The 16,095-nt window shown below is 38.6% G+C and carries 12 protein-coding genes; 9 read left to right on the plus strand and 3 right to left on the minus strand.

All coding sequences use genetic code 11. The features are described 5' to 3' along the window. The first annotated feature begins 304 nt into the window (after nucleotides 1-304). The 3 genes from VKY50_RS01220 to VKY50_RS01230 all read left to right on the plus strand — a co-directional run bounded on the left by VKY50_RS01220 (nucleotide 305) and on the right by VKY50_RS01230 (nucleotide 3,018). Nucleotides 305-1,660 carry an FAD-dependent oxidoreductase gene (locus VKY50_RS01220; protein ID WP_324298021.1) on the plus strand — a complete coding sequence of 452 codons (1,356 nt, stop codon included), beginning with the start codon at nucleotides 305-307 and terminating at the stop codon, nucleotides 1,658-1,660. Between the two features lie 168 nt (nucleotides 1,661-1,828). Then, complete coding sequence (locus VKY50_RS01225) at nucleotides 1,829-2,482, plus strand: NAD(P)-dependent oxidoreductase (RefSeq protein WP_324298023.1); 654 nt, start codon at nucleotides 1,829-1,831, stop codon at nucleotides 2,480-2,482. A 134-nt stretch (nucleotides 2,483-2,616) separates the two neighbouring features. Next, nucleotides 2,617-3,018: an RrF2 family transcriptional regulator gene (locus VKY50_RS01230; protein ID WP_324298025.1), complete on the plus strand. Its 402-nt coding sequence runs from the start codon at nucleotides 2,617-2,619 to the stop codon at nucleotides 3,016-3,018. Nucleotides 3,019-3,027: 9 nt separating this feature from the next. On the opposite strand, the gene VKY50_RS01235 is transcribed toward VKY50_RS01230, so the two are convergent. Together VKY50_RS01235 and VKY50_RS01240 are read right to left on the minus strand one after the other, a co-directional pair. Further along, on the minus strand, nucleotides 3,028-3,918 hold the full coding sequence (locus VKY50_RS01235) for a sulfite exporter TauE/SafE family protein (RefSeq protein WP_324298027.1): 891 nt from the start codon (nucleotides 3,916-3,918) through the stop codon (nucleotides 3,028-3,030). Between the two features lie 623 nt (nucleotides 3,919-4,541). Continuing rightward, nucleotides 4,542-4,865, minus strand: coding sequence for a hypothetical protein (locus tag VKY50_RS01240; protein WP_324298029.1), 324 nt, complete (start codon nucleotides 4,863-4,865; stop codon nucleotides 4,542-4,544). Between the two features lie 405 nt (nucleotides 4,866-5,270). Here VKY50_RS01240 and VKY50_RS01245 point away from each other — a divergent pair, with 405 nt between their 5' ends. The 5 genes from VKY50_RS01245 (at nucleotide 5,271) to VKY50_RS01265 (ending at nucleotide 13,129) form a co-directional block, all read left to right on the plus strand. Further along, a complete protein-coding gene (locus VKY50_RS01245) occupies nucleotides 5,271-6,494 on the plus strand; it encodes an efflux RND transporter periplasmic adaptor subunit (RefSeq protein ID WP_324298031.1) in 1,224 nt (407 codons plus the stop codon). Nucleotides 6,495-6,691: 197 nt separating this feature from the next. Further along, the gene (locus VKY50_RS01250; protein ID WP_324298033.1) at nucleotides 6,692-9,874 is read left to right on the plus strand and encodes an efflux RND transporter permease subunit; all 3,183 of its coding nucleotides are present in this window, start codon (nucleotides 6,692-6,694) and stop codon (nucleotides 9,872-9,874) included. Continuing rightward, nucleotides 9,871-11,352, plus strand: coding sequence for a TolC family protein (locus VKY50_RS01255; RefSeq protein ID WP_324298035.1), 1,482 nt, complete (start codon nucleotides 9,871-9,873; stop codon nucleotides 11,350-11,352). The genes VKY50_RS01250 and VKY50_RS01255 overlap by 4 nt, the downstream gene beginning before the upstream one ends. Before the next feature lie 109 nt (nucleotides 11,353-11,461). Continuing rightward, the gene (locus VKY50_RS01260; RefSeq protein WP_324298036.1) at nucleotides 11,462-12,349 is read left to right on the plus strand and encodes a helix-turn-helix domain-containing protein; all 888 of its coding nucleotides are present in this window, start codon (nucleotides 11,462-11,464) and stop codon (nucleotides 12,347-12,349) included. A 120-nt stretch (nucleotides 12,350-12,469) separates the two neighbouring features. Next, nucleotides 12,470-13,129: an SDR family NAD(P)-dependent oxidoreductase gene (locus VKY50_RS01265; protein WP_324298038.1), complete on the plus strand. Its 660-nt coding sequence runs from the start codon at nucleotides 12,470-12,472 to the stop codon at nucleotides 13,127-13,129. On the opposite strand, the gene VKY50_RS01270 is transcribed toward VKY50_RS01265, so the two are convergent. Then, entirely contained in the window at nucleotides 13,126-15,426 is a 2,301-nt protein-coding gene (locus tag VKY50_RS01270; protein ID WP_324298041.1) for a TonB-dependent receptor, read from the minus strand. The genes VKY50_RS01265 and VKY50_RS01270 overlap by 4 nt on opposite strands. Before the next feature lie 106 nt (nucleotides 15,427-15,532). Between VKY50_RS01270 and VKY50_RS01275 the strand changes: the two genes are divergently transcribed. Beyond that, a partial coding sequence (locus VKY50_RS01275) for a metal-dependent transcriptional regulator (RefSeq protein WP_324298043.1) occupies nucleotides 15,533-16,095 on the plus strand: 563 nt, incomplete at its 3' end.

Raw genomic sequence — 16,095 nt, forward strand, 5'->3', positions numbered from 1 at the left:
GGTAATCACATGATTAATTTTATCGATAGCGCTTTCTTGGGTATTTTTAATGTCCTCTAGTTTGTTTAAAATTTTTTGCATGTGCTCTAATTTTCCCTCAGCCATAATATTAAAGTTTTGATTTTTAGCAAAATACGAAAAAAAATTCACTTTTGCTGGGTAGCTATTCAAAGTCTAGTCTTAAGAGGTTAGATCATCGCCTTGATGCAACACTTTTTTGCTTTGTGCAAGCAAGCTATTTGAATTTTCTTAACTTTGACCGATTTCCTGTAACTTCACAGGGATTATTAGATACAATTTACCCATGCAAACACCAAAGAAAGTTGGGATCACAGGTAGTGGCCTTGTCGGTAGTTTATTAGCTATCTATTTAAAAAAGCAAGGACATGATGTGGATATATATGATAGAAGGCCTGATATTAGAGAAACGGAATTCTCGGGAAGATCCATCAACTTAGCCGTCTCCACAAGAGGGTGGAAGGCCTTAGAATATGTTGGAATCCGAAAAGAAATAGAAGCGCTCGCTATTCCTATGGACAAGCGAGCGATCCATGTTGAAGGTAAGCCAGTTTATTATCAATACTACGGTAAAGAAGGTGAAGCCATTTATTCCATTTCACGAGGTGTTCTAAATAAAAAAATGATTGATTTGGCAGAGGGTGAAGGAGCACGTTTTATATTTAATTCTAAGGTATGGGATGTATCACTAACAGAGGCTATTCTATATACAGGAAAAAGTGAAAGGGAAACCCTAGAACCACACCAATATGATTTAATTTTTGGTGCGGACGGTGCATTTTCAAGGATTCGCCATAAGATGCAGCGTAGTAGCATGTTTAATTACAGTCAGAAGTTTTTAAAAACAGGCTATAAAGAATTGTCCATCCCCGCGGGTCCTGGAAATGTTCATAGAATGGATAAGAATTCCCTTCACATATGGCCTAGGGGATCGTTTATGTTGATCGCCCTACCGAATTTAGATGGCAGTTTTACCTGTACTTTGTTTATGCCGTATCATGGTGTTAACTCATTCGAAGAGCTGGATACCGAGGCCAAAGTGACCGTATTTTTTCAAAAATACTTTGATGATGTGATTCAAGAGATGCCAGATTTACTTACAGAGTTTTTTAAAAACCCCACAAGTTCTTTAGTGACCATTAAATGTGAGCCTTGGACTAGTCATGATAAAGTAGCGTTAATAGGAGATGCAGCTCATGCCATAGTACCTTTTTATGGACAAGGGATGAATGTAGGATTTGAAGATATCACTGTACTTAACTCACTTATCGAACAATATGGTGACGACTGGGGAACTATTTTTGAATATTATCAAACCCAGCGTAAACCAAATACAGATGCAGTGGCAGAGCTTAGTTATCGCAATTTTATAGAAATGAGCTCGAAGACCGCAGATGAAAAGTTTATTTTAAGAAAGAATATAGAAAAGCGATTTTCAGAAAAGCATCCCGATAAATGGATGCCTTTATACAGCCGGGTTACTTTCTCAACAGATCCATATGTAAAGGCCTTAGAACAAGGGGATTTTCAGAAAGCAATTATGGATGAGATTATGGAAATGGATCACATCGAGAAAATATGGAATCAAGAAGAAGTTGAGCAGAAGATTCTTCAAATGCTTGCTCAGAAGGTATCCGTTTAATTTTTTGCTATCTAAAGTTATAAGATTTTACCTTTTAGCAAAAGAGGTTTCATTTGGAGCCTAGGGCAGCATTATAGGGAGTAAGATAAAATCTGATCTTAAAGCCATGAGTCCATTGTAATATTTTCGCTACCTTTAATGGTAACCAAATGGTAATGTAATAGGTTTATGGATGTATTAATTATTGGTGCAACAGGAAGAACAGGTCGTTTGATCATGAAACAGGCGCTAGAGGAAGGTCATCACGTCACTGCATTTGTGCGATCAGCTGAAAAATTAATCAGACCGCTCACGGGTGTCCGTATAATACAGGGAGACGCTACTGATGAAATGACCATCCATAATGTAATATTCCAACATAAATTTGATGCGGTCGTTATTGCCGTTGGGGTGCATACTTTCACCTGTTCCAAGGTGAGAACTCAAACGACCAAAAATGTCATAGTGGCTCTTGAGAATAGAAGTCCGTCAACTCGATTATGGGTCATTAGCTCCGCAGGAAGTAATGAAAGCATAGGTCAATTAGGTTTTTTTAGTCGAACCTTTATAAATAACATTTTAAAAGGACATATCGCAGACCATTCCGATCAAGAAAACCTGGTGAAAAAAAGTATTCTTCCATACACCATTGTGCGGCCTACAGGACTTCGCGGTACTGGGGCGCTCTATGAACATAATTATATGGTAGTGACAGATCAAAGAATTCCTACAAGTCATATAGAAAGAGGGGATTTAGCACACTTTATTGTGAGCAATCTACTCAATGATGCTTACCTTGGAAAAGCGGTCATTGTGACCTCAAAACCATTACCTAACTCTTAAAAATACAGTCTATTACTATAAGTGATTTGGAGAACCCTTTGCTGATTATATGATGTTTTTTAATCATTGGCAGTGCTACTAATTTTTGAGATGTTATCTTTAACCATTATTATTGCATTTGATAGGAAAATATTATGCTCTCACGCAAAGCAAAATACGCCATTAAGGCACTCTTGTTCATTTACGATCACCAAGATAAAATACCGATTTCGGTAAAGGAAATTTCAGAAGCAAAGAAGATTCCTTATAAATTTTTAGAGTCTATAATGAATAGTCTAAAACAAAACCGGATAATCAGAAGCCATCGAGGGTCAAAAGGCGGGTATAGTTTTGCAATCGAACCTTCTGGAATTACGGTAGCCTCCATTGTGAGAATGATGGATGGACCTATAGCATTAACCACATGTACCTCTGAGAATTTCTACGAAAAGTGTGAAGAATGCATCGATGAGGATACCTGTAAAGTTCGTAGAATATTCCTGGACCTGAGAACACAAATGATCCCTGTCCTAGAACGATCCATTACCGATCTTTAAAGCCAGCTCCTAGAGATTAAAACTGTAATATATATTCAAACCTGATGTTAGTATAATTACCAAACTCACCACAATCATTAACAATCGTTTGTTTATTCTAGAGGCTACCATGGCGCCAAAGGGCGCTGCCATTACTCCTCCAATAATAAGGCCTAAAACGACTTGCCAGCTGTCGACTCCCACATAAAAGAGAAAGATTCCAGTGGCAAAAAAAGTAACAAAGAATTCAGCCGTATTTACCGTTCCAATTGTTAACCTAGGATCTTTTCCTTGGTTGAGAATATTAGAAGTAACAATAGGCCCCCAACCACCACCGCCAAGAGCATCGAACATTCCTCCAAGCAATGCCAAAAGACCAGCTCTTTTAACCCGCTTGTGCTTATTGAAATTGTTTCGGATACCCTTTAGTAAAATGATAACTCCTAAAATCAAAAGGTATGCGGAGATATAGGGCTTTATCACCTCACCCTCCAATACCGCTGATAGTAAGTAAGCACCAACAACAGCACCAATGACTCCAGGTACCACAAGTTTTATTAAAAGTTTTTTGTCAATGTTTTTAAATTTTAGATGTGCTAATCCTGAAACTCCTGTTGTAAATACTTCAGCCATATGTACACTAGCCGAGGCAATTTTTGGTGATACCCCGAAATGTAGTAATAGCGAACTGCTACTAGCGCCATAAGCCATACCCAAAGCGCCATCTATTAATTGGGCACAAAAGCCTATAGCGATAAATGTGTAAAAAGTCTTGTCAAAAGCGAAAAGGAATTCATCGCTCTGGAGTATAATGAATAAAAAATAGCCTATCAACGCAAGGTTTAAAGTCAAAATAGTCCAACCGATTTGCTTAAGGCTGATGTTTTCAATTTGGTGTCGTAGGAGTTTAATAGTACTCATGTTGGCGTTTGTAACAATTAATTTAGGCGCTAAGATATAAAAACAATTAATTCTATAGAGTTAGTAGGAATTAAAAAAATGATAAAATTTTAAGCAGTTGTTTCCAATTCCTTTATCCAATTGCGCCACGGTGGTATGTGTCCTTTTTTGACCAAACCTTCAGGCACTTTAAATTTTGTGTTACGGGCTGTAAGGGCGCTCATTATGTCGTGATCGCTAAGGTTGGATTTTTAACTTCGGAATTAATCTGCAGTGACATACTGGTATGTAACCATCGTAAAAAACAACTGTTCTGTTAACATGATGCAGTCCTGGTCTTGTAAACTAGCTACTGGTGGTTAATTTCCGTTACCATTTCTTGATAAGAAACTAAAATATACGCGTTATCACATTGGTGGCTACTTAATTTTATACAAAAAAGGGACCGATCAAGTAGGGGTGAAATTAAAAATGAATTTATCAGGGTTATTTTATGGCTTTTAAGGATTTTAGGATTCCGCTAATTCTTTTAGTTTTTTTAAAGCTTTTGGCCAAGAGTCATCAAAGTAATCAATATAGTCTTTATGGGTGTTCATTTCAATGGTGACTTTAGTTAAACCATTATTATGTTTGAAAGTGTAATTTTAAGTAAATCCGGCCCACTGTTCTACCGCTGCTCCTTGAGTGATTTCTTGATCATTTTTAATGATGCCATAGTGTAGTATGGAAACAAATTCGTTGGGTTTGTTTTCTACGATTTTGGATAACATTCCAGAGGTTTGGCCTTTCTGATCAGTTCCAATAAAACGTATTTCAGAACCCTTTTCCCAACTTCCTTCAAAGGTGGATGTTGGATTAAATATACTGACCCAGGCCTGATACGTTTTTTTATAAGTAAGACCTAGCATGATGTCATAGACCTTCTCTACTGCTGCCTTTATGCTAATAGTATATGTTTTTGTTTTCATTTTCAGTATGTTAACTATAGCGGTGTAGGCGCAATTTGTTATATCAAGACGCCATAGCCATAATATGAAATTACAAAAAACGATTGGTTTATTTTGTAGCATCAGGCAAAAAATTGCGTCCTAATGAGAAATTTTTTTCCTAGTTTTCAGGGGAAGGAGCCTGGCTAAAGACGATTATGTTTTTACCACATAGCAATGCTTGGTGGTACATGAGCAAAGGTGTAATTGGGTGAATTATAAGTCATTGATATTTAAGAATGTTCTTTGAATGCTTTTGGGAGTTTTAGCCCATTTTTTTTCGCGGATATTAGATTTTGGTCATTTTAAAAAAAATTATGGTTAGCCAATAGGTGTACTAGCGCCATAATTTTGTTCCTATTAAAAAACCGTAGAAGAACCATAGAGATGAAAAAGAAACCAAGCACAAAGAAGATTGGCATTTTTGCCACGATAGGGGTTCTAGTAGCCCTACTAGTCTTTGCATTTGCTCCAGATGGCGTTAATGCACAAGAAGAAGAACAGCAAGCTGCAGCGCCAGTATTGGAAGTAGAAACTTCACTACCACTATATGAAACCATTACCGAATGGGATGAATATACTGGGCGATTTCAAGCAAGTAACCACGTAGATGTTAGAGCAAGGGTAAGTGGCTTTTTAGAAAAGGTAAATTTCAAAGATGGCCAATATGTTCATAAAGGACAGGTGTTATTTGTGATTGATCAACGACCCTATCAAATTGCACTAGCACAGGCCAAGGCAAATTATGCCCAGACGCTGACTACTGTTAAAACAGCTGAAGACAATTACAAAAGGGTAGAAACCTTAAGGGCAACCGGTGCGGTCTCCATAGAGGAATACGATCAAAGAAAGCAGGCACTTGCGCACGCTAAAGCTAGTCTGAAGTTGGCAGAAGCCAAAGTAGATCAAGCTCAGCTCGATTTAGAATTCACCAAGGTAAAAGCACCTATCTCAGGACTTGTAAGTAGAGATCGGGTAAACGAGGGCAATTTGATAGATGGGGGTAGTGCAAATTCCACCTTGTTAACTACTATCGTAGCCACAAACCCAATTCATTTTTATTTTACCTCTAGTGAGTCAAATTATTTAAAATACGTTCGTTTGGCTAAAGATGGCAAACGAAACAATCCACGAGAACAAGGGATTCCAGTAGAGATTCAACTCTTAGATGAGACGGATTTCGTTCACAAAGGAAAACTCGATTTTATCGATAACCAGATTGATATGCAATCAGGAACAATTGAAAGTCGGGCAGTCCTTGCCAATGAGAACAATTTATTGGAACCCGGAATGTTTGGAAAAGCTCGAATTATAGGAAGTGCAGAGCACAAGGCCATTATGATTCCTGATCACATTATAGGAACCAATCAATCGGTTAGGTTTGTTTATGTACTTAATGATAGTAGTGAGGTGGTTAGTAAACCAGTTGAATTAGGGCCATTGCACTCTAATGGTCTGAGAATTGTAAGAGAAGGGTTGAGTAAAGATGATAAACTCATCACCAACAACCTTCAGAAAATTAGACCCGGAATGTTAGTGCATACCTCGCAGACTAATGTGGTTAGTGGAGAATCCGAATTAGCTTCTTTGGAGCATTCACAAAACCTCTAAAAGCAGGACCCATAGACTGTTAGGGGAGTTTTTCTCCTGACAGTGAAAACGATAAAACTGTTCATTTTTAATTTTGTTCTCATAGAAATCATCCCCTAGTCTATAGTGGAATACTTTTAATGAAACTGCTCCCTTTAATTTAAACAGAAAGGAAGGAGCATGGGACAGCTATTTTAAAATTTGAAACAATAGAAATAATGAAATTTAGTCACATATTTATACATAGACCCATTTTTGCAGCGGTATTGAGCGTACTGATCCTTATAGTGGGTGGGTTGGCATATTTTACCCTGCCGACTTCGCAATTCCCAGATGTGGCACCACCCACCATTCAGGTTGTGGCAAACTATCCAGGAGCGAACCCAGAAACCCTTTCTCAGACTGTTGCAGGTCCTATCGAGAAGGAGATCAATGGGGTAGAAAACATGATCTATATGACCTCCCAATCCACATCCGATGGAAGAGTAACGATTCAAATCGCATTTGAATTGGGTACCGATCTAGACAAAGCTCAGGTTCAGGTGCAAAATAGGGTGGCTGTCGCGGAACCTCGTTTGCCAGAAACAGTCAAACGATTAGGGATCACCACCAAGAAGGTATCTCCAGATATTCTTATGGTAGTGAACCTCTTTTCACCCAACCAAACTTATGACCCAACCTTTATTGGGAACTATGCAGTATTGCAAATAAAGGATCAGTTAGCACGTATCAAAGGTATTGGAGATATCCAACTTTTTGGTGCCGCAGAGTACGCGATGCGTATTTGGTTGGATCCTGATAAAATATCAAGTTTGGATCTGACAGCTTCCGAAGTGGTTGCTGCATTAAGGGCTCAAAACGTCCAGATTGCAAGTGGAACACTAAATGCGTTACCCTCAGGTAAACAAACCGCCTTTGAGGTTAACATACAAACGCAAGGGAAACTCAATACGATCGAACAATTTGAAAATGTTATTATCAAGGCCGAGGACAACGGTCGAATTGTGCGATTGAAAGATATCGGAAGAGCTGAATTAGGGGCACAAAACTATGCCACTAAAGGATACCTAGGTAAGATGCCAGCTATTGCGATACCTATTCTTCAACAACCTGGAGGAAACGCTTTGCAGACTTCTGCATCTGTAGAAGAGGCTATGGAGGAAATATCAAAGAATTTTCCACCAGACCTCGAATATAAAATTGCTTATAATCCAACAAAATTTATTCAGAAAAACATTGATCAGGTATATCATACCATTTTTGAGGCTGTCATTTTGGTGGTACTGGTTATTTTACTGTTCTTACAATCTTGGAGGGCGGCAATTATACCGATTTTGGCTATACCTGTATCGCTTATTGGGACTTTTGCAGTGATGCAAGCCATCGGGTTTTCATTAAATACCCTAACCCTTTTTGGTTTGGTGTTAGCCATTGGAATCGTGGTGGATGATGCAATTGTGGTGGTGGAGAATATGGAACGATACCTGCAAAAGGGTTTATCACCGAAACAGGCCGCTTTAAAGACCATGGATGAAGTTGGTGGAGCTTTAGTAGCCATTGGCTTAGTGCTAATTGCAGTATTCATTCCTACGGCATTTTTAGATGGAATCTCAGGGCAGTTTTATAAACAGTTTGGAATCACCATTGCCGTGGCGACCTCTATTTCAGTATTTGTGTCTCTTACTTTGAGTCCTGCTATGGCAGCACTGCTGATGAGACACGAAGAAAAAAAAGAAGTTAAAGATAGTTTTATACTTTTTAGGCCCTTTGTTTATATAGGAGCGAAATTTAATGTGTTCATGGAATTTCTCTCTGAAACCTATGGAAACAGCGTTCGGAAATTAGTCCGTACCGCTATGATGGTAATGATCGTTTATTTTGGCCTTATTCTACTTACAGGATTTGAATTCAATAAGGTGCCCAAAGGATTTATTCCTTCCATGGACCAACAATACTTTATTACCGTAGTACAGTTACCCCCAGGATCATCCCTCTCTAGAACGGATGCTGTAGTGCATCAGGTACTGGACCGAACTTTAGATATCGACGGGGTAGAAACGGCTATTTCATTTACAGGTCTTGATCCCATTTCATTTACAAACGCCTCCAATGCGGCTGTGGTGTTCTTGACCCTGGAAGATTTTGATTTACGTGTTGATAAGGGGATCGAGTACATGGATCTTTTGACGACCATTCAAGGAAAATTGGCCGCAGTGGACGATGCTATTGTATTAGTTATTCCGCCACCATCGGTTAGTGGGATCGGTAATGCAGGTGGATTTAAGATGATGGTTCAAGATAGAGCAAATCTAGGTACAGATCAGCTATTAGAGGCAACCAATGCCTTGGCGATGGCTGCCAATCAGGACCCCATGCTAAACAATGTGTTTACCTTTTTCAATAACCAAAGCCCACAATTGTATTTGGATATCGATCGGGTAAAAGCACAGAAGTTAGGGGTTGATGTGCAAAGTGTTTTTCAGTCGCTAGAGATTTTTATGGGATCTGTCTTTGTGAATGAATTTAATTATTTAGGTAGAACCTTTCAGGTAACCGCTCAGGCCGATGCACCTAACCGACTTACCCCTGAGGATCTCACTAAAATAAAAATACGAAATAGGGATGGTGCCATGGTGCCTCTAGGTTCAATCGCCACCCAAAGAGATATTTCTGGCCCAGCGAGGATTCCTAGATTTAATATGTACCCATCAGCTGCTATTAACGGGGATATCACACCAGGATTTAGTTCTGGCCAGGCCATGGAGCGTATGGAACGATTGGCAGATGAGGTTTTACCTGATGGTATTTCTTACCAATGGACAGAATTAGCGTATCAAGAGAAGACTGCTGGGAATACTGCAGGAATGGCATTTTTTATGGCGGTGGTATTTGTCTTCTTATTACTGGCAGCTCAGTTTGAGAGTCTGGTCCTACCACTATCAGTAATCCTAATTGTACCCATGGTATTATTGTTTGCGATGATAGGAGTTGATCTTGCAGGACTGGATAACAATATCATGGTGCAAATTGGTCTGGTGGTGCTTGTTGGACTTGCCAGTAAAAATGCCATTCTAATTGTGGAGTTTGCCAAACAATTAGAAGAACAAGGCATGGAACTTAAAGCCGCAGTAGTTGAGGCCTCGAAACTACGATTGCGTCCAATTTTAATGACCGCTATGGCATTTATCTTAGGGGTAGTTCCACTTGCCCTCTCCACAGGTGCTGGAGCGGAACTTCGGGTTGCCCTTGGAGTCGCCGTATTTAGTGGAATGTTAGGGGTAACCATATTCGGAGTATTCTTAACACCAGTATTTTATTACTTGGGTAGAAAATGGAGTCGATCAAAAGAAAAAGTGTCATCAGATAGTGAATTAACCGCATTAAAACCCACAACAAAATGAATACAATAGTTAAAATTCTTGTACTATTTCTAGGATGGTTCGTTGTTTCCTGTGGCGTACAAAAAAGGGATTACGAAGTTGTACTTCCACTGACTGTTAACGAGGATTTACTCAAATCAAAGGTAGTTGATTCCTTGTTTAATCAATCAAAAATTTCGATCAGTTGGTGGTTGGCATTCGAGGATCCAATTTTGGATAGCCTAATTAAAAAGGCGCAACAACACAATCTAGATATTAACACGGCGGTTGCGAATTATCAAGCCGCCAAGGCTTTGGTCAAAGCACGAAAATTTGACCGATGGCCAACCATCACAGCCAATGGTGAGTATGCCAGAACACGTATGGGAGAAAATGTTTTCGCACAAGGAAAAAACCCGACATACAGTACCTATAGTGGAAGCTTAGATACTAGCTGGGAGGCAGATCTTTTTGGAAGAGTTACCAATAGAATTAAAGGAGCCTATGCCACTAAACAACAGGCTGTGGCTGACATGCACGGAGTATACCTCAGTATTTATGCTGAGGTAGCCTCCAACTATTTAGCTTTAAGAGGAACTCAATACCGTATCGATATTGCTAAAAGGAACCTTAAAGGACAACAGGAAACCTATGAGTTGACCCAACAACTTGCTCAAGCAGGCACAAGCAATCAGCTGGATGTTTCAAGAGCCCTTGCGCAACTTGAAGCCACGCGTGCTACAATACCACAACTTCAAGCACAATTAGAGGCACTAAAGAACAGTCTAAGTGTACTTGTGGGAGAAGTTCCAGGTAGTTTGGATGCCGATATTATATCACCACAACCACTTCCAAGTTTACCCACAACGGTATCCTTGGGAAAAATTGAAGAATTGCTACGAAGGAGACCTGATATTAGAAGGGCGGAGGCAGCCTTGCAAATAAGAATTTCCGAATATAATATTTCCGTAGCTGATTTATACCCTCAAATTAGCTTCAACGGATCCATTGGATTTTCTGCGGTAGATTTTTCTAATTTTGGAAGTAACTCCTCCTTTACCTGGAGTGTACTGCCAAGAATAACCTGGGCTGCCTTTAACCTTGGTAGAGTTAAACAACAGATAAATCACAATGACGCTAAAACACTTGCAGCTTTAAGTCAGTATGAGAAAACTGTTTTACAAGCACTAGAAGATATAAGGACGGCTATGAGTTCTTATAGCTATGAGTTAAAAAGAAGAGCAATTTTAAAGACTTCTTTCCAGGCAAGTGCTCAGGCTGCTCAAATTGCAGAGCAGCGCTATCAAGCTGGTCTGGATAATTTCATTGATTATCTAAATGCGGAGAACACCTTACTGGTATCGGAAAATGCATTGGCCTTAAGTGAAATCGCCTCCGCCACCTCACTTGTGAATATTTATAAAGTCCTTGGTGGTGGATGGGAATTGCTAAGTCCAGACGACTTAGATGATAAATATGAGTCCTTAAAAGTGGCTGAAAATAAGCACAATGATACCTAGTAATGTAAGTGTTGGAATAAAAATTAGACCAATAAAAGAAGTTGTTTGAATGTAACTGTGCTGGTCACAGGTGTATAAGGGAAATAATAATAAGTTGTAAGTATTATTAATGATTAAGACCAAAATTCCAATTTTTGAAACCTTTAATGATTTTTACCAAGGTATTGGCCTAGAGCATCAGAGCCAAATACCAGACTTCGATATTGTCACAATCGAAAGTTTAGAGCCCACTGCAAGGAGGTGTATGCCTCCTTACAGACAGGGGTTTTACCAGATTGCACTGATGAGTAATTATGGGAAAACACAGTTCAATCTCAACACAGATTTACTTAATTTAGAAGGTTTTCCTATGGTGTTTGTGGTACCAGGACAGGTGTTTTCCTGGGTGAGAGATAAGCGTATGACGGGATACTTTATTATGTTTAGAAAAGAATTCCTAGGGAATTCATTTTCCGATTTAATCAGTGATTTTCCATTTTTGAAAATCTCAGAAAAGAATATGCTATTGCTCACAGAGGAAGAACACAAATCTTTGGTCTTTGATATGGAGCGGATGTATTCCGTTTCTAGGAACCCGCACCCCTATCAGGGAAAGATGTTAGAGGGAATGTTAGCTTCTTTATTGTATTATTGCAAAGCTATATTTGAACGAAGTAAAAGCGAGGAATATCAGCTCTCGAGATCACAAATTATCGCTAACAAATTTGAGGTATTGGTGGATAAAATGTATGTTGATACCAAAAACGTTAGTAGTTACGCAGAGGCTTTAAATATAACACCAAATTATTTGACCACCACTGTAAAGAATCTCACTGGTAAGAGTGCTAAGGATATCATAAATGAGCGATTGTTTACAGAGAGTAAAAGTTTATTGAAGTATTCAGATTTAGATATCGCTGAGATCTCACATCGATTAAACTTTGATGAACCTACCCATTTTACGAGGTTCTTTAAAAAGCAATCGGGCTCAACGCCTAATCAATTTAGAAAATCATAGGCTGTAATATTTAAGACTATGACCAAGAGTCGAACCATTATACAAGCCAACTATTAAAACAAAAGTAGATCGATATGGACAAGCATTTGATAAATTTGTAAATTAAAACATGGGAATGTTATGGAAGAAAATAGGATAGCGTTGGTGACCGAGGCTGGAAATGGCCTTGGAGGGATGTTTGCCGACCTGCTGCTGGAACATAACTATAAGGTTATTCTTGCGGCTGCAAAAAAAAGTTATCAGTCGCTTGCAAAACAGTGTGAGGAGGTTGAAGATTGTAAAGTCATTGAGGTGGATTTCACCTCTAATGAAAGTTTATGTCGATTAAAGCATGTGTTGTATTCCTATTATGGGAAATTAGACCTTCTTCTCAACAATGCGGAGGTGGTAAATGGTTTTGGACAAAAAATTAATCAATTAGTGCTTGAGGATGTAAAATATCAATTCGATGTTAACTTTTTTGCGGTTCTAAAATTGGTCCAAATGACCAAGCCGTTACTGGAGAAAAGTAACAACCCTAAAATAATTAATGTCACCAGTGGTTTAGGGGATATCAATAAAATGAAGGATAAAACCTTTTGTTATTCTGACTACAGCCTTACTGCATATGCCACTTCAAAAGCAGCATTAAACATGTATACTGTCCTGCAGGCTAGGGAATTTAAACCTACTAAAATTAGCATTCATTCTTTTGATCCAGTGGTTCGTAAATACTGTACCTATAATTCGGTTATTTTAGGAGAAGATGTAAGGAATGCCTTTATGGAGTTAATAGTTTAATCCAAATGCCAACGTATCCCAAAAAAGCCTCGAATACCTTGGTTTGGACCATAAACATAGGAAGGGTCAAAGGTTAACCCGTACGGATTCTCTGGTGTAGGCACAGCATTGCCATGGGAATCAAAGACCACATTCTTGTCAAAAGGGTCATGGGAACGGGCAATGATAAATGGATTGTCTTTTGCAGGAGTCCAATTCAATAAATTTTTCACCCCAGTATAAAGTTCAAAATTTTCTCGGAACACCTTAGTGAGCTGTATATTTTGAATGGACCACCAAGGAGAATGCGATTTTCTTGGATCTGTATCACTCAAGAGGGGTAGTTGCATCGGCCCATAAAGATTTCCCGTATAATCAATTTTCAAATTTAAATTATCAAGGGAATAACTAGCATTCCATACCGCAGTGAATTGTTCGGTGAATAATTGCCTAGTACGCTTGGATTGGGCTACACTGTAAACGTCCATTAAAGTTGCTCCAGCTAAGACTTTTAGCCCATTGGCAAACACCCAATCGGTATTTAAAGAAATGCCTTTAGATATCGCATAACCATCCAGATTATCGTATATAATTTTATTGGGATCACTCTGGTAATCAGCGATGATTTTGTTGTCAAAATAGGTGTAGAATAAAGTGGTGTCGAACTTAATATAAGTACCTTGGTCGGTATATATTTTTTTTACAAAATTGATGTTGCCATTCCACGATTTCTCCGGTTTTAAATCATTTAAGAACACCACAGATCTAGCTCCAGTTAGTGCGGCATGATCTTCTGTAAATATATGCGCTACGCGGTAACCATTTCCGATGCCTATTCTTAGGATATTATTACTGTCTTCTGAATTCCACTTATAGTTTAGTCGTGGGGTTAAAATACTTCCGTGAATAGAATTGTAATCGTAGCGCAATCCAGCTAGAAGTTTATGATTTGGAGCAAGTGTGATCTCATCCTGGATAAAGATTCCAGGTAGATGAGTGTTGTCAGGGTTGTTGATCTCAAGATTTTCTGAGGAAGCTGTGGCAGGAGTATTATCATCATAATACGTATATCGATAGGTGAGTCCGGCGAGCCAATCATGATTTTTATAGTCTTTATTCCAAGTGAGTTGCCCAAAAGCTATTTTTTGATCAGCTAAGTATCTTACATCCCCATAGACACTATTTTGGTTGTGGCCATTTAAGCTAAATTGCACAAGTATATTTTCATCAAAGGGTAGCTGGTAATTTCCAAAAAGCTCCCATCGACTCGTATAGATACTTTCTCCATAAACTTCAGAACTGCCTCTAAATTCTTTCGACCAATTCATTTCGCCTCCCCATCGATCCTCATACACATACCGCCCTGCAAAGGAAAATTGACGATTATGCTCTCTGGCAATATTCCATTTATTAAATACAGAAATACGGTCTTGTAGTGTAAGGTCTGTGAAATGATCATCGTTATTATCAATGGGGTTTTGATACTTAAAATAATTGATTCCTACCAGGGATTCTATCTTGTTATTTATTCGAATTTTGGATGCCATATCTAGATTGAATTCACCCCAACTACTTGCAAATGTATCCACGGATAATCCAGGAGTATTTGAGGGTTTTTTAGTAATAATATTAATAAGACCACCCACGGCTTCACTACCGTAGAGTGTTGAGGCTGGACCTTTGACGATTTCTACCCGCTCAATTAATGATTGCGGAATTCCGCTTAGACCGTAAACAGTAGCTAGCCCACTGACCACTGGCATTCCATCGATTAGCACCATGGTATATGGTCCCTCCAATCCATTGATGTGTATATCACCTGTATTACATACATTACAGTTTATTTGTGGACGTACGCCATTTACATTTTGTAGTGCATCAAAAATGGAGGTGGATGGATTAGTTTTTAAAAATTTGGCAGAATAGACCTCTACAGGCACTGGACTCTCTAATTTCGATACTTCTTTCATAGTTGCTGTGACAACCACCTCATTTAATTGCGCATCTTCTTCGGTTAAGATAAATACCAAGGAAGGGTTTTTCTCTTGGAGAAGTTTAATTCTTTGAACCTTTGTTTTAAACCCAATAGAGGAAACAATGACTTTATATTCGCCCAGAGGGATGTTTGCTATAGTGAACAAGCCATTTTGATCAGTGGAACTCCCAAGAGTGGTGCCTTCAAGATGAATGTTTGCAAAAGGCAGTGGGGTTTGATTGGAAAGAACCTTTCCAGATAAAGTCGCCTGAGCATGTATGCTTTGGCTCAAACAAAAGCAAATAACCACATTAAAGAGTAAATAGGAGGATAAGTTTCTCATAGCTCAAAATTTAATTAGCTTGGCGAAATTAAGAAGTTAGATTAATCTAACAAATTTATTTTAACTATTTAACTTTTGTTTTTTTACAAAGGTTTATATTTGTCTTATGAATTCATTAGTTGAAGAGAATTATCTCAAAGCATTGTTTTTACTTTCTAATAGGGAAGGAGAGGTAAGCGTAAATGACCTATCTAGGCATTTGGATATCAAAATGCCTACGGTGACAAGTATGATCAAGAAGCTTTCAGATAAGCAGCTTGTTGATTACCAAAAATACAAGCCTGTTAAATTGACCATTAAAGGCAGAGACGTTGCCGCTCAAATTATCAGAAAACATCGCTTGACAGAAATGTTTTTGGTTGAGATTATGGGTTTTGGATGGGAAGAAGTACACGATATAGCAGAGCAGATTGAGCATGTAAAATCTCCACGATTCTTTTCAAAAATGGATGAGCTCCTTCATTACCCAACCTATGATCCTCATGGTTCTCCGATTCCGGATGCCAACGGTCATATCCCAGATAAGGAATTTCGTCAGCTTAGCAAATGTGAAATTGGGGACACCGTAATATTTAAGGCAGTTACTAATTCTTCCACTGCTTTTTTGAAATATTTAAATTCTAAAGAACTCTCCTTGGACACTAGACTTAAAATAGTTGACATCGAACC

The organism is Galbibacter sp., from assembly GCF_035306585.1.
GTDB lineage: Bacteria > Bacteroidota > Bacteroidia > Flavobacteriales > Flavobacteriaceae > Galbibacter.